Here is a 24,101-nt window from a genome sequence, read left to right as displayed (position 1 = left end):
CTCTGCTGTCTGAATGAACAATATTTGTTCGAATGTATGGGGTTGTTCAAAGTATAAACACTGATGCGTCAGCCCTGAACGTTGTACCGGCGAAGGTGAATGCTCTCAAGGTGCAGAGGAGGCAAAAATGGATATGTCTCCCAAGAAAATTTATCTCTATGAAGGAGAACAGGGATGAAACGCATGCTGCTCTGGTGTGTGGGCCTACCCTTGTTGGTTCAGGCTCAAACTGAAGACATAAAATGTTATGTCACTCTGGAAGGTGGCGTGCAGATGGTGTTGCAGCAACCGGTCGCTGATACCAGCAAGGCAAATCTGGTCAGGGTGTTTAAACAGAAAGGTTATGAAATTGATGGAGTAGTGCATCTTGTCACAGAGGTAATCGAGTGTGTTCCTTTGGCCGCCACTTTTTCGCTGGCTGATGCAAAAAAACAAGATGAAATCCAACCCAGATAACGCTGCTGGAAGAGTAGGGTATAGGGGCTAAGAACAACTCAGCCCCTTTTTTTCGCTTCTGTTTCTACCGGATGGCGAGATGATGATATCGACTCGGGGTGCCTGGTCGCTACAAAACTGGAGTGTCATGTTGGTGCCAATCGCAGTGCCATCTGGGCTAAAGCGTACAAATTGTCGATTTGCAGTGACGGTATGTTTTTCAAGAAAGGGTTCTGTTGCTGATAACAAGATATCGCCACTTGCAATATCGAATTGGCGATCCTGATTGGTGTCGATAAAAACAAGCATGCGCTGGGCGCCTGTTTGATTTGCGAGTACACAACCTTCTTTTGTGGAGTTCCTGACTGGCATGGCAAGACATGCTGTCACTGGTTGCTGCTGTGTGATGGCTTGCCGTTGACCGAAAATCAGATGATCCTGCAGGTTTCTGGTGTAGATGTCGCTGTCGGTTGTTGTCAGCAGATTCGCCAATGACGGCAGTCCCAAGGTCAGCAGGATGGTTGTCAGGCTTGCCGATATCAAAAACTCGAGTAAGGTAAATCCATTTCGTACCATAGCGTATGAGTCCTTGTTCAAAGGAGACTCTAATCATAGTTATTGGATTGAAATGGATCCTTTTGCGCTGGTGTGTTTTTAGCTGTAGCCAAATCCTGTCATGGGCATACAGCACCACTTGCCTGGCTATGGGCACGTCCGGCAGGCATAACTTCAATCTCAATGCCCTTTTCACCGCTGATACAGAGTGAAAAAGTGACTGTATTGTCAGAAGTAATGGTGCCATCCGGGATGAAGTGCAGTGCCTGTGCATCTGCAGAAATGGCCAGCTCTGCGGGAAACTCGGGACTTGCCGCAAGCGTAACCTCGCTGCCATTAAGCTTCAGATCACTATTGCTATCGATAAAGGCGAGTAGCCGATTCGCACCATGTTGAGCTGCTGGTATGCACTCCTCAGTAGCATTGTTGAGAGTGGTCAGGCAAAGAGTGACTGTCTGCTGGTTGGAGATGGCTTGTTGTCTGGCGTAGTTTAAGTGGTTGAGAAGGCTCTTTTCTTGGGTCGCCAAATTATTGCTGCCAAGCAGGTTGGAGAGGGAAGGAATACCAATCCCCAGCAGAATGACGCCCAGCGCAATGGCTATCATCAATTCCATAAGGGTAAATCCGGCGTTTTTCATATCTGCGAAGGCCTGTCGTTCCGTGACTACATACAGCTTATCTCTCCCGCTGATTGCTGTCACATGGTTACGCCCGTCTTGAACTGGCAGATTGCCCCCCTTTTCTTTATCATTCCCCATCATTTTCGAATTCAAGATGCATCGCCATGGCAAAAGCCCTCTCTCTGATGCTTGCCCAGTTGAATCTGACGGTAGGCGCCATCGAAGATAACACTGACAAAGTGCTCGCTGCGGCGGCTCAGGCCGAGCAGCAAGGCGCTGATCTGCTGGTCTGTTCCGAGCTGGCCCTGACCGGCTATCCGCCGGAAGATCTGCTGCTGCGTGCCGATCTGATGATCCGGGTGGAGGCCGCCTTAGCCCGCATCGCAGCATGGCAAGGGGCTTGCGCCATTCTGGTGGGTCACCCCTGGCGCGACGGGGAGGCACTCTACAACGCCGCCTCCTTCTACGAGCAAAGCAAGCTGGTCGCACGCTACTTCAAGCAGGATTTGCCGAACTACGGCGTGTTTGACGAGAAGCGTTACTTCACCGCTGCAAGCGAGACCTGCGTGGTGCCGTTCCGTGGTCACCAGCTGGGGCTGCTTATCTGTGAAGACCTGTGGCAGCCGGGCCCGGCGCTGGCCGCCAAGGCGGCTGGGGCAGAGTTGCTGCTCACCATCAATGCGTCGCCCTACGATCAGGAGAAACCCTGGATCCGCCGCGAGCTGATGGCTGAGCGCTGCGATCAGACCGGTCTGCCGCTGGTCTACCTCAATCAGGTCTGTGGCCAGGATGAGCTGATCTTCGACGGCTGCTCCAAGGTGTTCAGCAGTCAGGGTGAGTTAACCCACAAGCTCGCCCCGTTTGCCGAAGAGCTGGCGCTGGTGCGCTTTGTCGATGGTCAGCCGGTGAAAGAGTGTGAACCGGCTGCGCCGCTGGAGCCGTTGGCCGAAACCTATCAGGCGCTGGTGCTGGCGGTGCGCGACTATATAACCAAGAACGGCTTCCACGGCGCCGTGCTGGGCCTCTCCGGCGGCATCGACTCGGCTCTGACACTCGCTATCGCGGCCGATGCCATCGGCGCCGACAAGGTGCAGGCGGTGATGATGCCGTTCCGCTACACCGCCCAGATGAGTGTGGAAGATGCCAAAGAGCAGGCCGAGCGGATGGGGGTTGAATTCAACATCATCTCCATCGAGCCGATGTTCGAAGGGTTTATGACCCAGCTGGCGCCGCTGTTTGAAGGCACGGCCCGTGATACTACCGAAGAGAACCTGCAGGCGCGCTGCCGCGGTGTGCTGCTGATGGCGCTTTCCAACAAACGTCGTCGTATCGTGCTGACCACCGGCAACAAGAGTGAGATGGCGGTGGGCTACGCCACCCTGTACGGCGACATGGCCGGCGGTTTCGACGTGCTGAAAGATGTGCCCAAGACGCTGGTCTTCAAATTGTGCGAATATCGCAACTCTGTTGACTACGTGATCCCGCAGCGGGTTATCGACCGTCCTCCTTCAGCGGAGCTGGCGCCGGATCAGGTGGATCAGGACAGTCTGCCCCCTTACGACATTCTCGATGCGATCCTCAAGCGTTATGTGGAAGAGGATGCCTCGGTCGCCGACATGGTGGCAGAAGGCTTCGAGGAAGCGGTGGTGCGCAAGGTGATCCGGCTGGTGGATCTCAACGAATACAAGCGCCGTCAGGCGGCGGTCGGGCCCCGTATTACGGCTCGCAACTTTGGTAAGGATCGCCGTTACCCCATTACATCCGGGTTCGGCAAACAGAACTGGTAAGGAGTCACCATGAAGAAGATTGAAGCCATCATCAAACCGTTCAAGCTGGACGATGTGCGCGAGGCCCTGGCCGAGATCGGCATCAACGGCATGACCGTATCCGAAGTCAAAGGCTTCGGCCGCCAGAAGGGTCATACCGAGCTCTATCGCGGCGCCGAATATATGGTCGACTTCCTGCCGAAAGTGAAGGTGGAGCTGGTGGTGCAGGACGAGGATCTCGACGCCTGTCTGGAAGCCATCCAGAACACCGCCCGTACCGGCAAGATTGGTGATGGCAAGATCTTCGTCTGCGAGGTGGAGCGCGTCATTCGTATCCGTACCGGCGAAGAGAACGAAGACGCGATTTGACTTTGGCGATCTCTTTACCTGACCAGAGGTGCGAAGTGCGGCCTCATTTGATGGGGTGGATGCGCTTCGTGGTGGTGGCCAGCCTGTTGGCGGGCCTGACCGCCTGCAGTACCCGACCACCGGCTCAGCCGGAGAATCTGTGCCAGATCTTTCGCGAGAAGCCGGAGTGGCACAAGGCCGCGCTCAAGATGAACGAGAAGTGGGGGACGCCGATCCATGTGGTGATGGCAATGATGTATCAGGAGTCCTCTTACGTACATGATGCCCAGCCGCCGATGCAGTATTTCCTCTTCATCCCGACCGGGCGGGCCAGTTCGGCTTATGGTTATGCTCAGGTCAAAGATGAAACCTGGGCGGATTACCAGCGGGAAACCGGCAACAGCTGGAGTGACCGCGATGACTTTGCCGACGCCATCGATTTTATGGGTTGGTACACTAACAAAGCCCAGCGGCTCAATGGCACCTCCAAGTGGGATGCCTATGGCCAGTACCTCAACTATCACGAAGGGTGGGGTGGCTACCGGCGTGGCAGCTATCGCAGCAAGGGGTGGTTGATGAAGACCTCTCGCAAGGTGGAAGCTCGCGCCCAGCGCTACGGCGCCCAGTACCGTCAATGCAAGGAGCAGCTCTCCCGTGGGGGCTGGTTCTGGTAACCAAATCAGGAGTCAGAAATGCCGTTATTGGACAGTTTTACCGTTGACCACACCCGTATGGAAGCGCCAGCGGTGCGTGTGGCCAAGACCATGCAGACCCCGAACAAGGACACCATTACTGTGTTCGACCTGCGTTTCTGTGTGCCGAACCAGGAGATCCTCTCCGAGCGCGGTATCCATACGCTGGAGCACCTGTTCGCCGGTTTTATGCGTGACCACCTGAACGGCAACGGCGTGGAGATCATCGATATCTCCCCCATGGGTTGCCGTACCGGCTTCTACATGAGCCTGATCGGTGCGCCGGACGAAGCCCGTGTTGGCGCCGCCTGGCAGGCCGCCATGAGCGACGTGCTGACCGTGCAGGATCAGGCCAAGATCCCCGAGCTGAACGAGTATCAGTGCGGCACCTACAGCATGCACTCGCTGGAAGAAGCTCACGCCATCGCCCGTCATGTGCTGGAGCGCGGGATCGGTGTTAACCACAACGACGAGCTGGCCCTGCCGGAAGAGAAGCTGAAGAGCCTGTGAGGCGGATGAGTCGTAGCTCATCGGGTAATCTCTTCGTGGACTGTTAAAAGAGCCGGTCAGCTATGCTGACCGGCTCTTTTTATCTTGCCCGATCGCAAAAATGGGGATGACTTGCTCCCCTTGCTGACTCTGATTAGGATGGTTTTTGACCTGAACCTGTTGGCGGAGGTGTGACGATGAAAGGGGTATTGCTGCGTTGGCTGGCCCGTTACGACGCATGGTGCGAAGAGTGGGGGCTCACTCAGGAGAACCGGCGCTGCTGCACGCCGGTTCGTTATGATGATGATTCAAGCAAAGAGCGAGTTTGCGCTGAAGAGGCTGAACTCAATCAAAATTGCGGGTCACGACGCCGGTAACGCTGTTGTATTCAAAGCCGAGGCCGTTTCGATAATCCGAGCTGGTCTGGAAGCGGTTGATTGAGTCGCGCAGGATATAGCGGCAGTTGTTGTGTTTCTCGTTGTCTTCATCCTCATCTGGATGACCTGAACCAACTTGGGTGGATAGATAATCAAACCCTTCTGGGATATTCACAGCATTGGGAGCTATGGGTGTGACTGTTTGATCTCCATCAAGTAGGTCGTTGAATAGCAATTCACAGTCATCATCATTGCTGACTGATATATGGTTACCTGAGCCCGGCTGATATGGTTTATCGTTTCCCGCGCTCCCTTGGTCTTCCTTCGAGCCCGTTGGCCAACCATATCGATTAATATCCACTTCGCCTTTACCAAAGCTGCTCAGGTTGTAGAGCGCGATCGCTTGCCCCTGCACTTTCACCGCCCAGCCAGCATGAGCAAGCTGTACCGCACTGGCAAAGCTGCCAGCGGTCGCTGAGACCGTGCTTTTCAGGGCATCATCCTTGATATTGATAAAGCGGGGCAGGGCGGTGACGGCCAGGATCCCCAGCACTATGATCACCAGCACCAGTTCAATCAGGGTAAAGCCGTTGTTTCTGTTGTTCATCATGTTCAATGACCCATTAAAGACCGCAAACAGGTGTGAGTGATATGCAGCTGATAGATACCCATTGCCATCTCGACTTTCCGGTGTTTGACCATGACAGGGAGGCGCTGCTGGCCCGTTGTCGGGCATTGGGGGTGATGGAGTATATCATTCCTGCCATCGCAGAGGATAACTGGACTCGTGTGATGGCACTGGTAGATCAGCATGACGGCCTCTTTTATGGCCTGGGCATTCATCCCTGGTATGCCGGTGAGCAGCGGGAAGGGGTGATGGATCGGCTGCGAACGCTGGTGATGAGCCAGCCTGCCGGGTTGGTGGCCATTGGCGAGTGCGGGCTGGATCTGCGCTCTCAGGTGCCGCAGGAAGGGCAATTTGCGCTGTTTGAGGCTCAGATCCGGCTGGCCGCCGATGCCGGGCTACCCCTGATGATCCACTCGGTGCGCGCCAATGACACTGTGGTCAAGGTCTTGCGCCGCTTCAAGCCGCCATGTGGCGGGGTGATCCACGCCTTCAGCGGTTCGTTGCAGCAGGCGGAGGCCTTCTGGCAACTGGGCTTTCGACTCGGAGTGGGCGGGGTGATCAGTTTTGAGCGCGCGAACAAGACGCGAGAGGTATTTCGGGCCATGCCGCTTGAGGCCCTGGTGCTGGAAACCGACTCGCCCGATATGCCGCTGCAAGGTGAACAAGGCACCCGAAATACCCCGGAAGCGCTGCCGAAAATAGCGGAAATATTGATGACGTTGCGGAGGGAATCATCGGCGGATGTTGCAAAGGTGTTATTTGAAACTGCCCGGCATATTTTCCATCATGATCAATTGCCATGAAACAAACCCGCAACACATGATTAAGTTATCAGGAAAAAAAACGAGCGTAAAAATCGTTTGCTGTCTAATTTTGTGACGCTTGGACATTTTGATAACGATAAAATGTGACCAGCATTCTATTTTATCGGACTTTAATTAGTATAATGCGCTCCCCTTGATTAGTTGGGTTTAATAACAACTCGCTAACAAGCCAGGTGCTACTAGAGGAAGATAATAATGAATTTGTTCATGGGTCTGGTAGGGATGGCGACGCTCGTCCTTATCGCGGTGCTGTTCTCCAGCAATCGCAAGGCAATCAACGTGCGTACCGTTGTCGGTGCGTTCGTAATTCAAGCCGGTCTGGGTGCGTTCGTACTCTATGTGCCGGTTGGTCGCGATATCCTGGTCGGTGTGTCCGACGCGGTATCCAGCGTGATCAGCTACGGCCAGAACGGGATCGAATTCCTGTTCGGCGGTCTGGTCAGCAACAAGATGTTTGAAGTGTTCGGTGGCGGCGGCTTTATCTTTGCCTTCCGTGTTCTGCCGGTCATCATCTTCTTCTCTTCCCTGATTGCCGTGCTCTACTACCTGGGCATCATGCAGGTGGTCATCAAGTTGCTGGGCGGTGGCCTGCAGAAAGTGCTGGGTACTTCCCGCACCGAATCCCTCTCTGCAACTGCCAACATCTTCGTCGGTCAGACCGAAGCGCCGCTGGTGGTTCGTCCCTACATCTCCAAGATGACTGACTCCGAGCTGTTCGCCGTCATGTGTGGTGGTCTGGCTTCCGTTGCCGGTTCCGTACTGGCTGGTTACGCCTCCATGGGCGTCAAGATGGAGTACCTGATTGCTGCCTCCTTCATGGCTGCTCCGGGTGGTCTGCTGTTTGCCAAGCTGCTGGTTCCCGAGACCGAGACCCCGAACTACGACGAAAGCTCTGCCGATGCCGAGCTGGACGACAAGCCTGCCAACGTCATTGACGCTGCCGCTGCTGGCGCCTCTGCCGGTATGCAACTGGCCCTGAACGTCGGCGCCATGCTGCTGGCCTTCATCGGTCTGATCGCCATGATCAACGGCATCTTCTCCGGTGTGGGTGGCTGGTTCGGTTATCCGCAACTCTCCCTGGAACTGCTGCTGGGCTGGATCTTCTCCCCGCTGGCCTTCCTGATCGGTGTGCCCTGGAATGAAGCCATCGTGGCGGGTTCCTTCATCGGTCAGAAGCTGGTGGTGAACGAGTTTGTTGCCTACCTGAACTTCGCTCCGTACCTGAAAGATGAAGTGCTGATCAACGGCGTGGCCATGTCTGCCCACACCAAGGCGATCATCTCCTTTGCCCTGTGTGGTTTTGCCAACCTCTCCTCCGTTGCCATCCTGCTGGGTGGTCTGGGGTCGATGGCACCGAACCGCCGCGGCACCATTGCACGTTTTGGTCTGAAAGCCGTACTGGCTGGCTCTCTGTCCAACCTGATGTCTGCCACTATCGCAGGCTTCTTCCTGGCTCTCTCCGCTATGTAATAGCGGCCTGATTGACAGGGTATAAACACGAACGCCACGGCATCTGCCGTGGCGTTCGCGTATGGATCGGTGACAACCGTTTTCCTATCTAAACTAATAATAAAATGAGTCAAATCGGAGGTTATATGAATGAAGTGCTACTGGCGATGGTGGCTGGCTTTATAGTCGGTTTGTTGTTTTCTTTCCTCAAATTACCGATCCCTGCACCACCCGTTTTGTCCGGGGTAATGGGGATCGTCGGGGTCTATCTGGGGGGATTGGCCTACTCCTGGATCCTGACTCGCTTCTTTTCGTAAGGCTTTTTTAGACCTGGATTTGCCAGATGTGAGGTACCTCTGAAATTGGCAAATCCGGCTTGCAAACAGGGGGTATCTCGGCTGAAATAGGCGTTGCCAGCAGGGTGCTGGCAATGACTAATACTCGATGAAATCGGGTGTTGGCGGTCAAATGGAATTGATTGGGAAGTCGGGTCAGATGTTGTCGGCCTTTCTCAAGTCTTCATGGAACCAAGTCCGCACTTTTGTAAGAAAGTGACAGGGCTCTTGCCTTATTTACAGTCGCAGTGCCTGCAGGGTGCTTTGAATGGCATCCGGATAGTGGCGGTGCCTTCGCACTGTAATTCCATTCCCGTATAGCTGGGGATTACTGCCTGTGCATCCATCGCTGGATGGTCTGGTGGTGCCCGGTTATCTGGATTAAATCGAGACTTTGGAGAACAGAATGACTGATCTGAAAGTGGCCGCCCAGCGCGCCCTGAACCTGATGGACCTGACCACCCTGAACGATGACGACACCGATCAGAAGGTGATCGACCTGTGCCGCAAGGCCAAGTCACCGGCTGGCCTGACTGCCGCCGTCTGCATCTATCCCCGTTTTATCCCTATCGCTCGCAAGACCCTGCGTGAGATCGGCGCTGCCGACGTGCGCATTGCGACCGTGACCAACTTCCCTCACGGCAACGACGACATCGAGATCGCCGTGGCCGAAACCCGTGCCGCTGTCGCCTACGGTGCCGACGAAGTGGACGTGGTATTCCCGTACCGTGCCTTCATGGCGGGCAATGAACAGATCGGTTTTGATCTGGTCAAAGCTTGTAAAGAAGCCTGTGGCGCCAAGGTGCTGCTGAAAGTGATCATCGAAACTGGCGAGCTGAAAGAAGAGGCGCTGATCCGTCGCGCTTCCGAGATCTGTATCGATGCCGGTGCCGACTTCATCAAGACCTCCACCGGCAAGGTGCCGGTCAATGCGACTCCGGAAGCGGCGCGCATCATGATGGAAGTGATCAAGGCCAAGAATCCGAAAGTCGGCTTCAAGCCTGCTGGTGGCGTGAAAGACGCAGCCGTTGCCGGTCAGTACCTGGCCATGGCCGAAGAGATCCTCGGCAAGGACTGGGTATCCGCCCGCACCTTCCGCTTCGGCGCATCCAGCCTGCTGGCCAGCTTGCTGGCAACACTGGGGCACGGCGACAAGCCGGCCAACACCAGCGGTTACTAATAAGTTGATGAGAGGGCGGGGGACTCCCGCCCTGTCTAGCCCCCACCATGCGGTGTGCGGGCAAGGATCCAGGCTTGTTTGACGCCAGCAATGGCGGAGGGAATGAAAGATGTTTTTGCCTCAAGAAATTATTCGCAAGAAGCGCAACGGTGAAGCGCTCAGTACCCAAGAAATTCAATTCTTCATTCAGGGCATTACCAACAACACCATCGGCGAGGGGCAGATTGCCGCGCTGGCGATGGCGGTCTACTTCAAAGACATGACCATGGATGAGCGGGTTGCCCTGACCTGTGCCATGCGTGACTCCGGCATGGTACTGACCTGGGATCACCTGAACCTGGGTGGCCCGATTGTCGACAAGCACTCCACCGGCGGTGTGGGTGATGTGGTCTCTCTGATGCTTGGCCCGATGGTTGCGGCGTGCGGCGGTTTCGTGCCGATGATCTCCGGTCGTGGCCTGGGCCACACCGGCGGTACACTGGACAAGCTGGATGCCATTCCCGGCTACCAGACCTCGGTCGATAACGATCGTTTCCTGAAAGTGGTGAAAGAGGCGGGTGTCGCCATCATCGGCCAGACCGGCGATCTCGCCCCCGCTGACAAGCGTATCTATGCAGTACGGGACATCACCGCCACCGTTGAATCCATCGCGATGATCACCGGCTCCATCCTCTCCAAGAAGCTTGCCTCCGGGCTCGAAGCACTGGTAATGGATGTGAAAGTGGGTTCCGGCGCCTTTATGCCGACCTTCGAAGCGTCCGAAGAGCTGGCCAAGAGCATCGTGGCCGTGGCCAACGGTGCCGGTTGCCGCACCTCTGCGCTGCTCACCGACATGAACCAGGTGCTGGCCTCCAGCGCCGGTAACGCGGTGGAAGTGCGCGAAGCGGTGCGCTACCTGACCGGTGAATACCGCAACCCGCGCATCCACGAAGTGACCATGGCGCTGTGCGCCGAGATGCTGATCTCCGCCGGTCTAGCCAGCGACGACAGCGATGCCCGCCGCAAACTGCAGGCGGTGCTGGATAACGGCAAGGCGGCCGAGATCTTCGGTCGCATGGTGACTGGCCTCGGTGGTCCGGCCGATTTCATGGAGCGTTATGACGCTTACCTGCCGAAAGCGGCCATCGTGCGCCCGGTCTTTGCGGCCAACAGCGGTTTCGTGACCGCCATGGATACCCGCGAGCTGGGTCTGGCCGTGGTCGCAATGGGCGGTGGTCGCCGCGCTGCCGGTGACAAACTTGATTATGCGGTCGGTCTGACCGACTTTATCCGCCTGGGTCAAAGCGTCGATGCTGACAAGCCGATCGCGATGATCCACGCTCAGACTGAAGAGCAATATGCTCAGGCTGCCAGCATGGTGCAGGCGGCTGTCCGGATTGGTGGCGAGCGGCCACAGGCACTGCCTGAAGTGTACCGCCGTATCACCCTGGCTGATTTGTAACAAGGGGAAGACCCATGAAACGTACCTTTATTCTGATGATGGACTCTTTCGGTATTGGCGCTGCTGCCGACGCCGAGAAGTTCGGAGATGTGGGCGCCAACACCCTTGGCCATATCGCCAAGGCGTGTGCGGCAGGTGACATTGAAGGCCGCGGTGCCCTCAATCTGCCGAACCTCAACAAGCTGGGTTTGGGCCACGCCTGTGAGCAGGCCTCCGGCTACTTCCCGGAAGGACTGAACAAAGATATCGAGGTGGTCGGTGCCTATGGCTTTGCTCAGGAGCTCTCCTCCGGCAAGGACACCCCGTCCGGTCACTGGGAGATCGCCGGTGTGCCCGTGCTGTTCGAGTGGGGCTACTTCAAGGATCACCACAACAGCTTCCCGCAGGAGCTGCTGGACGCCATCGTCGAGAAGGCCGGTCTGCCGGGCTATCTGGGCAACTGCCACGCCTCCGGTACCCAGGTGCTGGATGATCTGGGCGAAGAGCACATGAAGACCGGCAAGCCGATCCTCTACACCTCTGCCGACTCCGTGTTCCAGATTGCCTGCCACGAAGAGACCTACGGCCTCGAGAAGCTCTATGAGCTGTGCCACATCGTGCGCGAGCTGCTGGAGCCCTACAACATCGGGCGCGTGATTGCGCGTCCGTTCGTGGGCACTGGCAAGGGCAACTTCAAGCGTACCGGCAACCGTCACGACTACTCAGTGCTGCCGCCGGCGCCGACCGTGCTGGACTACATGAAAGATGCGGGTGGCCAGGTGGTCTCCATCGGCAAGATCGCCGACATCTATGCCGAGCAGGGCATCACCAAGAAGGTGAAAGGTACAGGTCTGGTTGAGCTATGGGATCGTACTCTGGAAGAGGTGAAAGCCGCCGGTGACAACACCATCGTCTTCACCAACTTTGTGGACTTCGACTCCTCTTACGGCCACCGTCGTGACGTGAAGGGTTACGCCGATGCGCTGGAGTACTTCGACTCCCGCCTGCCGGAGCTGTTCGAGCAGATGCAGGATGGCGACGTGGTGGTGCTGACCGCTGACCACGGTTGCGACCCGACCTGGGGTGGCACCGACCACACCCGTGAATACATTCCGGTGCTGTTCTTCGGCAAGCCGGTCAAGGCCGGCTCCGTCGGTCGTCGCGAGACCTTTGCCGATATCGGCCAGAGCATCGCGGCTTACCACGGTCTGCCGAAACTGGCATACGGTACCAGCTTCCTGTAATTTACCCGCCCGCCACTTCGGCGGCGGGCAATTTATAAAACAATAAAACTCAACCTGTGTGAAGGAATCAAGAGAATGGCAACTCCTCATATCAATGCGAAAGATGGCGCCTTTGCTGATACCGTGCTGATGCCGGGCGACCCCCTGCGCGCCAAGTACATCGCTGAAACTTTCCTGGAGAACGTCGAGCAGATCTGCGACGTGCGCAACATGTTCGGCTTTACCGGTACCTACAAGGGCCGTCGTATCTCCGTCATGGGTCACGGCATGGGTATCCCGTCCTGCTCCATCTACGCAAAAGAGCTGATCACCGATTACGGTGTTAAGACCCTGATCCGCGTGGGCTCCTGCGGTGCCGTGCGTGAAGATGTGAAACTGCGTGACGTGGTGATCGGTATGGGTGCCTGCACCGATTCCAAAGTAAACCGTCTGCGTTTCAAGGATCACGACTTCGCTGCCATCGCCGACTTCGACCTGGTTGCCAATGCTGTTCAGGCTGCCAAGAACAAGGGCACTCCGGTGCGCGTTGGTAACATCTTCTCCGCCGACCTGTTCTACACCCCGGATCCCTCCATGTTCGACGTCATGGAAAAATACGGCATCCTGGGTGTCGAGATGGAAGCGGCCGGTATCTACGGCGTGGCTGCAGAGTACGGTGCCAAGGCTCTGACCATCTGTACCGTCTCCGACCATATCCGTACCGGCGAGCAGACCACTGCCGAAGAGCGTCAGCTGACCTTCAACGACATGATCGAGATCGCGCTGGACTCCGTCCTGCTGGGCGACAAGTAATCTGTCGTAGTGGCATGACAAGTTGAATGAAAACGGCGGCCTTCGGGCCGCCGTTTTGCATTTCTGAGGCTGGAGTCATAGGTCGAGGGCGAAGCGCCCCTTGCCTGCCAGCTTGGCCCGATACATGGCGGCATCCGCCCGATGCAGCAGCTCGTCGATGTGGCAGTGCTGCCCTGAACGGCAGAGCGCCCCGCCAATGCTGCCCGCCAGCGGCAACCGGTGGCCAGCCACATCCCAGGGTTCGGCCATGGCGGTCAGCAGCCGCTCGCAGAGGGCTGGCAGCTCCTGCTCCGGGTGGCGCAAGTCGGGCAGTATGATGGTGAATTCGTCGCCTGCGAGGCGGGCCACCATGTCGCCGGGACGCACTTCGGCACAGAGCACGCTGGCGAAGCGGTGCAGCAGGGCGTCCCCCACATGGTGTCCCAGCCGGTCGTTGATCTCCTTGAAGCCATCCAGATCGAGAAACAGCAGGCCGAGCGCCTCCCCGTCATGGTGTACCCGCTCCAGCTCGCGGGTCAGGCGCAGGGTGAACGCGCGCCGGTTGGGCAGGGTGGTGAGCGGGTCGTGGCTGGCATCATGTTCAAGCTGGCTCTGCAGCGCCTTGAACTGGGTGATATCGGCACCCAGGATATAGATCCCGGCCTCGTCGCCCCGGCTCGGGATCATGGTGATCTTGAGATCGCGCGGGCCGATGGGCAGCTCGAAGCGGTATTCGAAGCTCACCTGCTCCCCCGCCTGTGCCCGGGCGAGATAGGTCATGGCATTGGCATAGGCGGCTTCACCGATCACTTCCCGCGCGCTCATATCCAGCATACGTTCGGGATCGAGCCCGAAATAGCGGCAGTAAGCCTGATTGGCAAACAGGTAGCGCCCCTCTGGCGAGAGCATGCTGATGGTGACCGGCAGGCCGTCGGTGATGGCGCGCAGTCGGGCACGGTTGCGCTCCACCTCGGCCACTGCGATGTGCAGTTGCTCGACGGTTGCCGACTGCTCGCGGGTGCGTTCTCGCACCTGCATCGCCAGCCCCAGCTGCAGCTGTAGCAGCTTCTCTTCGGCCAGCTTGCGCTCGGTGAGATCGGCAAACACGGCGATCAGATGGGGGGCCACGGTGCGGCTCTTGCACAGGGTTACGCTCAGTTGTACCCAACAGTGGCGGCCATCGGCACGCAACATCCGCTTCTCCAGCCGGTAGTGCTGGCGCTTGCCATCGATCAGCTCTTGAAAGAGCGGCAACTCTCGCGGCAGATCGTCGGGATGGGTCATGGCTTGCCAGGTTTGATTCAGCATCTCCTGTTCGCGATAACCGAGCAGCTGTTGCAGTCCCGGATTGGCTTTGAGCCACACCCCCTCCATAGAGGAGAGCGCCATGCCGACCGCCGACTGGTTGAAGGTCTGGGTGAAGAGATGCTCCTGATCTTCCAGCACGTTGCTGAGGCTGCGTACCTGATGGCGCCGCTCGAGATCGTGCAGGGTGCTCTCTACCAGCAGGCCGAAATCATCGAGATCCTGGCGCTGCGCCTCATCGAGGGTGCGCGGCTTGCTGTCTACCAGACAGAGGGTGCCGAGCACCACCCCGTCCAGCGCCCGCAGGGGGCGACCGGCGTAGAACACCACATGGGGTGGGCCGAGCACCAGCGGGTTGTCGGCAAAGCGGGGATCGATACGGGCATCCGGCACCTGCATGATGCCGGGCTGCAAAATGGCGTGGCCACAGAAGGAGTGCTCCCGGCTGATTTCGCACAGCGGGATGCCGGTGTGGGAGAGAAACCACTGGCGATCCACATCGGTCAGGGAGACCAGTGCCACGGGCAGATCAAAATGGCGGCTGATGAGGCGGGTCAGGCGATCCAGCTGGGCGATGGGCTCGCGGTCGAGCAGCCCGAGGATCCGCAGTCGTGCCAGCCGACTCTCTTCATCCACGGGTAAAGTGGGGGCAATCATGCAGCTCTCCTGCTGGTTGTGCCATCAAGGATATATATACAAGGTGGCAGGGGGATCTGCGCCGGTCTACGGCTGATCGGCAGGTTTGCTCTTTTTCTTGTGTTTGCGCACCCGCATGTAGTTGCGACGCACGCCATAGGAGATGAGTAGCCCGGCCAGCAGGGCAACCAGCAGCATCAGCCGCTGTTTCTCCTGCACAACTTTGAGCCGGGTATCCTTGTCTGCCAGCAGCTTTTGCTCTTCCAGGGTGATGCGCAGGTAGCCGATGGTCTGAGCGCCATCGAGGATCTCCTGTACGAACTGGATCCGCCCCTTGCCCAGATCCGGCAGCGACTTGTTGTCACTGCCGATGGGCAGCAGGCTCTCCAGCGGCACCGCTTGCTCAGACTGGGCGAGGGGAATGCCGCGTCCGTCATAGAGGGTGACATCGAGGATCTCCGGCTCGGCCGCCAGATCCCGCGCCAGCCGCTCCAGCTCGCTGCTTTTGTCTTCCTTGATCCAGCGTTTCATGTCGCGGGCGGCATAGGCGACCAGCGCCTGCGCCCGGTTGCGCGCTTCGCTGTGCAGTGACGCCTGGCTTTCACCCTGCATATGGATGAGCACGCCGAGTACCCAGCAGCCGAGCAAAATGCCGGCGGCCAGGCTGAGAACACGTTTGATGGGAAGATGACGCTGCAAGCGTGAGACCTCATGGTGACAAGGAGTGGCGGGATCTTGGCGCTTGCCTGTACAAAAAGCAATACGCTACTCTGGGCCAGCATTGTTAACCCCCTGATCACCAAGGAAGGCGTATCCCTTATGTTGTTGTCCCGGCTCCCCCCTCAGTTATCCGATTGGCCCGCGTTGTTGTCCGGCGCACCCTGCTGGCAGCTCAGCGCAGATGCGTTGCAGCCGACAGAGACCCCGCAGGCAGACGGCTGGCTGGTGCTGTTTGGCAAGGGGCTGGGCGCATCCCATCTGGCGCGGCTGTCGCCACTGTTGGCCGCGCAGGGGCTGGCGGCCACCCTCTATCCTCCCACCGAGGTGGCGGGCGTGCCGCTGCTGCTGTTTGGCTGCGATCGCTTCTCCCCCGAGCTGGTAGCCGAGCTCAAGGGCGGTGAGTGGGAGATCGATCTCTGTCATTTGCCCGCGCTTCCGACCCTGAGCGAGCCCGGCCTGTTGGTGATGGACATGGATTCCACCGCGATCCGCATCGAGTGTATCGACGAGATTGCCTGCCTTGCCGGGGTGGGGGAGCAGGTGGCGGCGGTAACGGCCGCGGCCATGCAGGGCAAGCTGGAGTTCTCCGACAGCCTGCGCAATCGGGTGGCCCTGTTGGCAGGGGCGCCGGTCACTATTCTCGATGAGGTGGCCGCCAACATGCCGTGGATGCCCGGCTTGCAGTTGATGGTCGATACCCTCAAAGGGGCGGGTTGGAAGGTGGCCATCGCCTCCGGTGGTTTTACCCGTTTTGCCGGTGAGCTGCAGCAGGCACTTGGGCTCGACGCCATCTTCGCCAACGAGCTGGCGGTGGAAGGGGGTCAGTTGAGCGGCGAGGTGAGCGGGCGCATCGTCGATGCCAGCGTCAAGGCCGAGGTGTTGCTGCAGTTGGCGCAGGAGTATGGTATTGCTGCCGCCCAGACCGTGGCCATCGGTGATGGCGCCAACGATCTCAAGATGATGGGGGTGGCCGGGCTTGGCATCGCCATTCACGCCAAACCGCTGGTGCGGGCGCAGGCGGCGGCCACCCTCAATCATCACGATCTGGAAGGGGTGATCTGCCTGTTGGCGGCACGGGCCTGCAGCGAGCGAGGTTGGGACCAGCGCTGATCGTGTTTCAAGGAGGAAACCCATAAAAATGGAATTGTTGCAGCAGTCTCTGTTTATCCCCTGTGGCGCCCATCAACTGCATGTTCGCCACATCAAACCCCGGGTCGCCGTGCATGGCGACCCGATCCTGATGGTGCACGGCGCCATCGAGAACGGCCGGATCTTCTACACCGAATCTGGCAAGGGGCTGGCCTGCTTTCTGGCCCGCCACGGCTATCAGGTCTATGTGGCTGATTTGCGGGGGCGGGGGCTCAGCACTCCGGCCATCGCCGAGCAGGCGGAGCACGGTCAGCACGAACTGATCACCGAGGATCTGCCCGCCCTGCACCGCTGGATTGCCGCGCGCCATGGCGGCTTCAAGGTGCACTGGGTGGCCCACTCCTGGGGCGGTGTCATCATGGCCTCGACTCTGGTGCGTTTCCCCGAGTTGGCAGATCAGGTGGCCAGCCTGCTGTTCTTTGGTACCAAGCGCGGAGTATCGGTGCACAATCCCGAGCGCTGGCTGAAGGTGGATCTGATCTGGAACCGGTTGGCCCCCTGGCTGGCCCTCCGCCGCGGTTTTCTGGCGGCTCGCAATCTGAAGATCGGGGCTGACGACGAGCCGCTGCGCTATCTGCAGGAGACCATCCCCTGGGTCAAGTGCGGCCCCTGGCAGGATCCCTACGACGGTTTTGCCTATGACGAGGCGGCAGTACGGGTCAACTGGCCGCCACTCTGGATGATTTCGGCCAAAGCAGACAAGGTGCTGGGGCATCCGACCGATGTGCGCCGTTTCAGCGCCGAGATGGGCTCGGCCACCCGCCACACCCGTCTGGGGCGGGATAATGGTAACCGCCTCGATTATGACCACATCAACATGCTGACCGCCCCGCAGGCGCAGGAGGATCACTTCCCCCAGATCCTTGACTGGCTGCTCAATCCACAGGCGGCATGACAAGAAACAGGGCGCATCGTGCGCTCTGTTTCATTTGGGGGGGGGGGCGGGATGTTCAGTTCAGCGGCGGCGTGATGCCAAAGCGGAACAGGGTGGCCCGGGTAGTATCGGTCAGCTCGCCGACACCCACCACGCTCCACAGCTCCTCTTCCAGCTTTTTGGCCTTGTGGATGGCGAACTTGGCTATGTAGTCCAGCTCGTTGGCGATGAAGTTGGTGTCGGGCCGCCCGGTGCGGGAGATACCGACCAGTACCGAGTAGAACTCTCCCTGTTGTTGTGCCAGTTCGATGAACTGGCGCTTCTCCTTGCTGCTGACAAAGCTGCTGGCCAGTCGGCTGTTGAAGATGGGCAGGCCTGCCTTGGTCTGGATGCTGGCGATGTAGACCTCGTCTTCTCTCGGTTTGTCCTCCCGCTCGATGGCGCGCAGCGGGTTCATCAGCAGCTCCTTGAGCAGCTCCCCCTGAAACAGCGGGTAGAGGTTCTCCTGCTCCGGCAGCTCGGCACAGGCTTGCAGCAGCCGCTGCAGACTGCGCGGTTGCAGGGACTTGCCGATGGAGGCGGGTTTGGGCGCCCCTTTCAGCTTGTTGACGTAGACCGGCGAGTTGAACAGGTGATGGGTGTAGATGTTGCGCAGTGCGCGCGCCAGCCCACGATAGCGGCGCTGCTCCTGGGCCGCCTTGAGCTTGTTCTGGTTGCTCTCGATCAGCAGGCTGAAGAATTGGCGGCCGGTGTGGCGATCTGAATCCCCCTCGATGCAGAGGTGCAGCACGGTGCGGGTCATGTTGAGGCTGACCAGCCGGTAGGAGAGGTGCTGCAGATCCATGCTCTTGGAGAGCTCCTGCAAGCGGGGTAGGGCGATAGTCACCACATCATTTTTCTCGCCGACGAAGGCCTCTTCCAGCTCGATTTGCAGGCCGTGAGTCGAGATGTCGCGGGTCCAGCCGATCCAGGATTTGCCATTGTGGTGGATGGCGACCGCCGTCTTGTGGATGTAGCGCAGCTCCTTGCGCAACTGGACATAGTGCAGGGTTTCGAGCTCGAACGGGGCGACGCCCTGTTCGTGGCCAAAGCGCTGCAGCTCGTTGGCATTGTTGCTGACCCCTTCCTGATGGAACTCTTCCCGCTGGGACTCCTGGCCTATCTCCTGTAGCAGGCCGCAGTAGCCGATCTGCTTGAGCCGCTCGAGCAGCAGGATATCTTGCAACTGCGGGTTGTCCTGCCCCTGCAGTTGGCCCACATCTGCCTCGACCAAATCGCACGCCTCCAGCGAGAATTTGTAGACGCGCCAGCTGGGGCGGCGCGAGCCCACCTGGAAGAAGAGGGCGGTAAGGCCACTCTGGCGCAGCTCCTCGGCGGTCGCGGAGAAGAAGTAGATATGGCTGCGCACCGTGTGGGTAAAGCAGTAGATGATGGCCTCGGTGGTGGTGCCGGGGGCCGGGCAGAGCCGTTTCATCCGCTCGGCGTTGAAGAGGCCCGCGAGGGCATCGCGGTTCTTTTCGTCGCGCCAATACTCCAGCAGGTGCTGGTTGTTCTCGGTACGCAGGGCGATCTCGAGGTTGGGGCTGTCGCCGGTGCCGAAGAAGAGCGGCATGCCGGTCATCCGCGGCAGGTAGAACTGCTCATACCCCTTGATGATGGCGGCGGAGAGCAGGTAGTCGACGCTGACCCGATAGCGGATCTTGTTGGCCTCGATAAAGTCGCTGAGGAAGGCATCGAAGGCGGGCTGCTCGCCGGAGCGCACCAGTCTCAGCCAGTATTTTCCCTCTTTGCTCTCTTCGCCGAGGATCTGGTAGCCGACCGGTTGGTGCAGCACCGGATTGGGGGTGTCCCGCTCCAGCCCGGTAAAGAAAACCTCTACCTGGGCGCCGGTGTGGTAGTTGGGCAGATAGGGGACCGAGACCCGCATGCCCCCCAGCGAGAGATCGGAACTCTTGGCGAACAGTTTCTCCCCGTCCCGAAGCTTGATCAGCACCGGCGAGCTGAAGTGCATCCGTTCCTGACGGCGGCCGTAGTAGCTGGCAAAGGCGATAGTATTGACGTCATATTGCCGGAAGGGGCTGGCCGGGGGAGAGAGCTGACCATCCACGCGGGCGTGGTGGTGCTGTTTTTGCCACTGTTGCAGCGCCTCGTAGACGCCGAGAGTATAGATATCGCGGTAGAGATAGCATTGGGACTGAAACAGGCCGATCGCCTCGGCAGGCATGAAGTGGGTGATGCCGTCGAATTCATGCACCAGGCACTCATCCCCCAGCTCATCGCGCATGTCGATGACCCTGCGGCAGGGGGAGCACTTGCGCTTGAGCTCCATCTTGATCAGAAAACGGCTGTTGCTATTTTCCGCTTGGGTCATGCGGTTGAAGATCTCGTCGAAATCTTTCTCCCGCAACAAGGGGACGAGTTGTTCAATCAGATGTTGCTGGTGTTCTGAATCCATGTGTTCCTGCCACGGAAAGTCACTTTTCCGATTCTGGGTTTGATCTGTCGGTCGCAAACAAGTATATCAAGCAGGAATTCATCCTGTCCCCGAGTTATCAATGGCCAAAAATAAAACTGCTTATGTTTGTTCCGAATGTGGTGCCGACTTCACACGCTGGCAAGGTCAATGCAGCGAGTGCAAGGAGTGGAATACCATCACCGAGGTGCGTCTCGGGTCGGTGAGCCCCGCTGGCAAGAGTGCCCGATACACCGGTTATGCCGGCGCGGTCGGCAGTCAGGTACAAACACTGGCAGAGATCGCCACCACCGAAATCCCCCGTTTTACCTCAGGTTTCAAGGAGCTGGATCGGGTGCTTGGCGGTGGCGTGGTGCCCGGTTCGGCCATTCTGATCGGCGGCAACCCGGGGGCGGGCAAGTCGACCCTGCTGCTGCAGACCATGTGTGGTCTGGCTGAACGGATGAAAACCCTCTATGTCACCGGCGAGGAGTCGCTCCAGCAGGTAGCGATGCGGGCCAACCGCCTCGGGTTGCCCACCGACAAGCTGCGAATGCTCTCCGAAACCAGCGTCGAGCAGATCTGCCTGATTGCCCAGCAGGAGCAGCCGCAGATCATGGTGATCGACTCCATTCAGGTGATGCATGTGGCGGATGTGCAATCATCCCCCGGTTCGGTCTCACAGGTGCGTGAGGCGGCAGCGCTGCTGACCCGCTACGCCAAGCAGAACCATGTGGCCATCTTCATGGTGGGCCACGTGACCAAGGATGGCAGTCTGGCGGGCCCCAAGGTTCTGGAGCACTGCATCGACTGTTCTGTGTTGCTCGATGGCGGCCATGATTCCCGTTTTCGGACTTTGCGCTCCCACAAGAACCGCTTTGGGGCGGTCAACGAGCTGGGAGTCTTTGCCATGACCGAGCAGGGGATGCGCGAGGTGAGCAACCCCTCCGCCATCTTCCTCAGTCGGGGTCAGGAGCAGGCGCCCGGCTCCATCGTCATGGTGATCTGGGAGGGAACCCGGCCGCTGCTGGTGGAGTTGCAGGCGCTGGTGGACTACTCCCAGCTCTCCAACCCGCGCCGGGTGGCGGTGGGGATGGATCACAACCGACTCGCCATGCTGCTGGCGGTGCTGCACCGTCACGGCGGGCTGCAGATGGCGGATCAGGATGTCTTCATCAACGTGGTCGGCGGGGTCAAGGTCGAGGAGACCAGTGCGGATCTGGCGCTGCTGCTGGCGATGGTTTCCAGCTTCCGGGATCAGGCACTGCCCAAGGATCTGGTGGTGTTCGGCGAAGTGGGTCTTTCCGGTGAAATTCGCCCGGTGCCGTCCGGTCAGGAGCGGTTGCAGGAGGCGGCCAAGCACGGCTTCAGTCGCGCCATCGTGCCGCACGCCAATGCCCCCAAACACCCCATCGAAGGGATGGAAGTGGTGCCGGTCAAGAAGCTGTCCGAGGCACTCGAGGCGCTGTAATCGTCCCGCATTGCAATCGCGAGAGCAGAACCACGAAAAAGAGCGCCTCGGCGCTCTTTTTACGGGGCGGGACCTGCTATCAGGGTTGGCTATGTTCCAGATGCTCGCTCAGCAGTTGCTCCAGCTCGCGGTGGAGCAGCTCTTCGTCGCCGACGTTGAGCTCGATCATCCGCTTGAGGTGGGTGGCGCTGTCGATGTCGATGTGGTGGCAATAGAAACCCAGCTTCTTGCTGGCCTCGTGGGTCAGCTCGACCTGCATCTTGATCTCGATATCGCTACCGCTTAGCACAAAGCTGAGTTGGTACTCCTTGTTGTCACGACTCTCCCAGTCGTCGGGGCGGATCAACAGGGCTCCCTGCAAGGAGACATCGACCAGCTGAGTCTGCCACTTCTGTTCCCCCTGAGTTAGTTCTGCCATGGTCAAGTAGAGGATCCGTGCAAAACGGCGGCGCTCAGACATGCTCATCTCCTGTATGCAATAAGTGTGGACGCTAGGGTCATTGCTCTGAGTGTAATCCACCTTGGTTGCCAGTATCTTGAACTTGCTCCGAAAATGGCGTTCAGGCTTGCTGGGTAGTCAAGGATTCCACCACATGGAGCGCCTTGACCAGACGATCTTCCTGTTTGAAGCGCTCTTCCAGTACCGGGCCCAGCTCGTTGAGATCGTCATCCAGCAGCAGCAATTGTGCTTCGTCGGCATCACTGTATTTGTCATTGAACTCGAGAGCGAATTCGGTGCTGGTACGAATGTGGGGATAGATGCGCTTGGCCAGCTCCAGCGTTTCGCCGCTGGCTTGCTCGAAGGCGGTGACCACATGGTGGTAGATCTCGAAATGACCTGCGCTGACATAGTCGACCAGCTTTTCGCAAAAGTGCTGCAGCTCTTCCGTTTTTGGCAGGTTGCGCTGCTTGGTGCGGGCCGGGGTGAGGCCTGCCAGCCGCATATACTCGACCAGCAAGGCTTGCCTTGCATCCAGCCAGTCATCGATAGCCTTATGCTTGCCAGCCAGCGCCTGTTTGGTCTGTTCCAGTTTCGTCAACATAATCCCTCCGTGGGGCAAAGGCTGGGCGTTTGATGGGCTTCCGAGCCGTTTGAGCAGTGACATTACCTATAACTAGGGAAAATCTGACCAAGCGTCAATAGCCATGCCGGGATATTGTTAAGTGACGAAGAAATAGGCTCTCTATCGTTTCCCCATGCCTGCAGCTTTCAGGCCGGTCCGCGGTTTTTCTGGTGTGGAATGTGACTATTTCCGCAGATCTTGATGAAAACCCCAGCGTTTGACGCGTTCGGCTCGATAAAGGCTTTGCCTGTGCGTTTTTTTTTGCATAGAGTGACCCAGCGCTAAATGCCCGATCATAAAGGAAATGTTATGAACAAAGCTCAACTTGTCGATGCGATTGCCGCCAAAGCAGATCTGAGCAAAGCTCAGGCCAAAGTGGCTCTGGAAGAGATCATCAATGGTATTACCCAGAGCTTGAAAGAAGGCGATGCTGTGCAACTGGTCGGTTTTGGCACCTTCAAGGTCACCCACCGCGCAGGCCGCACCGGTCGTAACCCGCAAACTGGTAACGAGATCCAGATTGCTGCTGCCAACGTGCCTTCATTCGTGGCTGGCAAGGCTCTGAAAGACGCCGTCAAGTAAGTCCGAAAGTCTGTTTTGTCCAATGCCAGTCAGCTTGCTGACTGGCATTGTTTTTATGGGGTTCTCCCATCCTTCCTATTAGTTCTTCCTGACTTTTCCTGCTGTGCCAGTTCCTTCTGTCAGCCTTGCTGTGGCTGAGGATTCATGCCGTCTGCGGGCGGGATGGCAGCGGCCAGATCCGCTCATAGGCCCAGGTAAAGAGCATGATGTAGACGAGGTAGAAGGCGACGAAGCCGAGATCCAGCATCAGGGCGTCCCACACTCCCAGATCGAGCCAGAACATGACGCAGGGGAGGGAGAGCATCATAAAGCTCGCCTCATAGCCAAATGCGTGCAGGAAGCGGTCGAGGGGGCGCTTGTTGGTGCGCCCGCAAAGTTTGAGCAACCCCTTGTCGAACAACAGGTTCCAGCCGTAGGTCCAGGCGGTGGCGACGATGGAGAAGAAGATGGCCAGCGAACCGACCTCTGCGACGCTCTGACCGAACAGTTGGCTGATCAGCGGTGCGACCAGCGCCAGCCCGATGCCTTCGTAGAGAACCAGATAACGAAGTCGATCCGGGGTGGTGCGCAGTTGGGTACTACTCATGTGATGTGCCTCCTGTGGGAGGCGCATTCTAATCAGGGAGCGGTTAAAAGAGAAGCACCCCGGCCCGTCATGGCTGGTGTTGAGGGGGCATGATGATGCCCCCTCTTTGCGGTACTTCTCTATTGCCAA

25 protein-coding genes are annotated in these 24,101 nt (G+C 58.4%); 16 read left to right on the top strand and 9 right to left on the bottom strand.

Going from position 1 to position 24,101, the window contains the following annotated elements; all coding sequences use genetic code 11:
• Positions 1–174: 174 nt before the first annotated feature.
• Positions 175–456, top strand: coding sequence for a type IVa secretion system protein TapY2 (tapY2, locus tag OKC40_RS06655; protein WP_058053944.1), 282 nt, complete (start codon positions 175–177; stop codon positions 454–456).
• A gap of 27 nt (positions 457–483) precedes the next feature.
• Here tapY2 and OKC40_RS06650 read toward each other — a convergent pair whose 3' ends face one another.
• Both OKC40_RS06650 and OKC40_RS06645 read right to left on the bottom strand, forming a co-directional pair.
• A complete protein-coding gene (locus OKC40_RS06650) occupies positions 484–1,011 on the bottom strand; it encodes a GspH/FimT family protein (protein WP_058053945.1) in 528 nt (175 codons plus the stop codon).
• Positions 1,012–1,109: 98 nt separating this feature from the next.
• Positions 1,110–1,763, bottom strand: a complete 654-nt coding sequence (locus tag OKC40_RS06645; protein ID WP_270794551.1) for a GspH/FimT family pseudopilin — start codon at positions 1,761–1,763, stop codon at positions 1,110–1,112.
• A gap of 11 nt (positions 1,764–1,774) precedes the next feature.
• On the opposite strand from OKC40_RS06645, the gene OKC40_RS06640 reads away from it, so the two are divergent.
• From OKC40_RS06640 to luxS, 4 genes are read left to right on the top strand one after another with little or no spacing between them, the layout of a single operon-like run.
• Positions 1,775–3,397 carry an NAD+ synthase gene (locus OKC40_RS06640; RefSeq protein WP_270794549.1) on the top strand — a complete coding sequence of 541 codons (1,623 nt, stop codon included), beginning with the start codon at positions 1,775–1,777 and terminating at the stop codon, positions 3,395–3,397.
• A gap of 9 nt (positions 3,398–3,406) precedes the next feature.
• Positions 3,407–3,745, top strand: coding sequence for a nitrogen regulatory protein P-II (glnB, locus tag OKC40_RS06635; RefSeq protein WP_005308848.1), 339 nt, complete (start codon positions 3,407–3,409; stop codon positions 3,743–3,745).
• A 59-nt stretch (positions 3,746–3,804) separates the two neighbouring features.
• Entirely contained in the window at positions 3,805–4,398 is a 594-nt protein-coding gene (locus OKC40_RS06630) for a transglycosylase SLT domain-containing protein (RefSeq protein WP_322112510.1), read from the top strand.
• Positions 4,399–4,416: 18 nt separating this feature from the next.
• Positions 4,417–4,926 carry an S-ribosylhomocysteine lyase gene (gene luxS, locus OKC40_RS06625; protein WP_005340462.1) on the top strand — a complete coding sequence of 170 codons (510 nt, stop codon included), beginning with the start codon at positions 4,417–4,419 and terminating at the stop codon, positions 4,924–4,926.
• 324 nt (positions 4,927–5,250) lie between these two features.
• On the opposite strand, the gene OKC40_RS06620 is transcribed toward luxS, so the two are convergent.
• Positions 5,251–5,892 (bottom strand): type II secretion system protein, encoded by a 642-nt coding sequence (locus tag OKC40_RS06620; protein ID WP_270794548.1) that lies wholly within the window; start codon positions 5,890–5,892, stop codon positions 5,251–5,253.
• Positions 5,893–5,933: 41 nt separating this feature from the next.
• Between OKC40_RS06620 and OKC40_RS06615 the strand changes: the two genes are divergently transcribed.
• The 7 genes from OKC40_RS06615 (at position 5,934) to deoD (ending at position 13,154) form a co-directional block, all read left to right on the top strand.
• Entirely contained in the window at positions 5,934–6,713 is a 780-nt protein-coding gene (locus tag OKC40_RS06615) for a TatD family hydrolase (protein ID WP_270794546.1), read from the top strand.
• Between the two features lie 216 nt (positions 6,714–6,929).
• The gene (locus OKC40_RS06610) at positions 6,930–8,204 is read left to right on the top strand and encodes a NupC/NupG family nucleoside CNT transporter (RefSeq protein ID WP_058053950.1); all 1,275 of its coding nucleotides are present in this window, start codon (positions 6,930–6,932) and stop codon (positions 8,202–8,204) included.
• Between the two features lie 125 nt (positions 8,205–8,329).
• Complete coding sequence (locus tag OKC40_RS06605) at positions 8,330–8,500, top strand: XapX domain-containing protein (RefSeq protein WP_005340467.1); 171 nt, start codon at positions 8,330–8,332, stop codon at positions 8,498–8,500.
• A 424-nt stretch (positions 8,501–8,924) separates the two neighbouring features.
• On the top strand, positions 8,925–9,698 hold the full coding sequence (gene deoC / locus OKC40_RS06600; RefSeq protein WP_058053951.1) for a deoxyribose-phosphate aldolase: 774 nt from the start codon (positions 8,925–8,927) through the stop codon (positions 9,696–9,698).
• 109 nt (positions 9,699–9,807) lie between these two features.
• Positions 9,808–11,139: a thymidine phosphorylase gene (gene deoA, locus OKC40_RS06595; RefSeq protein ID WP_042656279.1), complete on the top strand. Its 1,332-nt coding sequence runs from the start codon at positions 9,808–9,810 to the stop codon at positions 11,137–11,139.
• Between the two features lie 14 nt (positions 11,140–11,153).
• Positions 11,154–12,362, top strand: a complete 1,209-nt coding sequence (locus OKC40_RS06590) for a phosphopentomutase (RefSeq protein WP_270794545.1) — start codon at positions 11,154–11,156, stop codon at positions 12,360–12,362.
• A gap of 75 nt (positions 12,363–12,437) precedes the next feature.
• Complete coding sequence (gene deoD, locus OKC40_RS06585; RefSeq protein WP_033135484.1) at positions 12,438–13,154, top strand: purine-nucleoside phosphorylase; 717 nt, start codon at positions 12,438–12,440, stop codon at positions 13,152–13,154.
• 75 nt (positions 13,155–13,229) lie between these two features.
• On the opposite strand, the gene OKC40_RS06580 is transcribed toward deoD, so the two are convergent.
• Complete coding sequence (locus OKC40_RS06580) at positions 13,230–15,095, bottom strand: sensor domain-containing diguanylate cyclase (RefSeq protein ID WP_270794544.1); 1,866 nt, start codon at positions 15,093–15,095, stop codon at positions 13,230–13,232.
• 66 nt (positions 15,096–15,161) lie between these two features.
• The gene (locus OKC40_RS06575) at positions 15,162–15,773 is read right to left on the bottom strand and encodes an AhpA/YtjB family protein (protein WP_042656282.1); all 612 of its coding nucleotides are present in this window, start codon (positions 15,771–15,773) and stop codon (positions 15,162–15,164) included.
• Between the two features lie 120 nt (positions 15,774–15,893).
• On the opposite strand from OKC40_RS06575, the gene serB reads away from it, so the two are divergent.
• Together serB and OKC40_RS06565 are read left to right on the top strand one after the other, a co-directional pair.
• On the top strand, positions 15,894–16,904 hold the full coding sequence (serB, locus tag OKC40_RS06570; RefSeq protein ID WP_270794543.1) for a phosphoserine phosphatase SerB: 1,011 nt from the start codon (positions 15,894–15,896) through the stop codon (positions 16,902–16,904).
• Between the two features lie 28 nt (positions 16,905–16,932).
• Positions 16,933–17,838, top strand: coding sequence for an alpha/beta fold hydrolase (locus OKC40_RS06565; protein WP_270794542.1), 906 nt, complete (start codon positions 16,933–16,935; stop codon positions 17,836–17,838).
• Between the two features lie 55 nt (positions 17,839–17,893).
• Here OKC40_RS06565 and OKC40_RS06560 read toward each other — a convergent pair whose 3' ends face one another.
• A complete protein-coding gene (locus tag OKC40_RS06560; protein ID WP_270794540.1) occupies positions 17,894–20,272 on the bottom strand; it encodes a PilZ domain-containing protein in 2,379 nt (792 codons plus the stop codon).
• 100 nt (positions 20,273–20,372) lie between these two features.
• On the opposite strand from OKC40_RS06560, the gene radA reads away from it, so the two are divergent.
• The gene (gene radA / locus OKC40_RS06555; RefSeq protein ID WP_270794539.1) at positions 20,373–21,740 is read left to right on the top strand and encodes a DNA repair protein RadA; all 1,368 of its coding nucleotides are present in this window, start codon (positions 20,373–20,375) and stop codon (positions 21,738–21,740) included.
• A gap of 79 nt (positions 21,741–21,819) precedes the next feature.
• On the opposite strand, the gene OKC40_RS06550 is transcribed toward radA, so the two are convergent.
• Together OKC40_RS06550 and OKC40_RS06545 are read right to left on the bottom strand one after the other, a co-directional pair.
• Positions 21,820–22,200 (bottom strand): PilZ domain-containing protein, encoded by a 381-nt coding sequence (locus tag OKC40_RS06550; protein ID WP_042063002.1) that lies wholly within the window; start codon positions 22,198–22,200, stop codon positions 21,820–21,822.
• Positions 22,201–22,300: 100 nt separating this feature from the next.
• A complete protein-coding gene (locus OKC40_RS06545) occupies positions 22,301–22,783 on the bottom strand; it encodes an Rsd/AlgQ family anti-sigma factor (RefSeq protein WP_042063003.1) in 483 nt (160 codons plus the stop codon).
• 330 nt (positions 22,784–23,113) lie between these two features.
• On the opposite strand from OKC40_RS06545, the gene OKC40_RS06540 reads away from it, so the two are divergent.
• Complete coding sequence (locus OKC40_RS06540) at positions 23,114–23,386, top strand: HU family DNA-binding protein (protein ID WP_033135475.1); 273 nt, start codon at positions 23,114–23,116, stop codon at positions 23,384–23,386.
• 142 nt (positions 23,387–23,528) lie between these two features.
• Here the strand turns inward: OKC40_RS06540 and OKC40_RS06535 are convergent, their stop codons facing one another.
• Positions 23,529–23,972, bottom strand: a complete 444-nt coding sequence (locus OKC40_RS06535) for a PACE efflux transporter (RefSeq protein ID WP_270794537.1) — start codon at positions 23,970–23,972, stop codon at positions 23,529–23,531.
• Between the last annotated feature and the right edge of the window lie 129 nt (positions 23,973–24,101).

The organism is Aeromonas sp. QDB11 (assembly GCF_027705265.1).
GTDB classification, from domain to species: Bacteria; Pseudomonadota; Gammaproteobacteria; order Enterobacterales; family Aeromonadaceae; genus Aeromonas; species Aeromonas allosaccharophila.
Note: the sequence above shows the minus strand (reverse complement) of the source record. Positions and strands in the feature narration are given on the sequence as shown.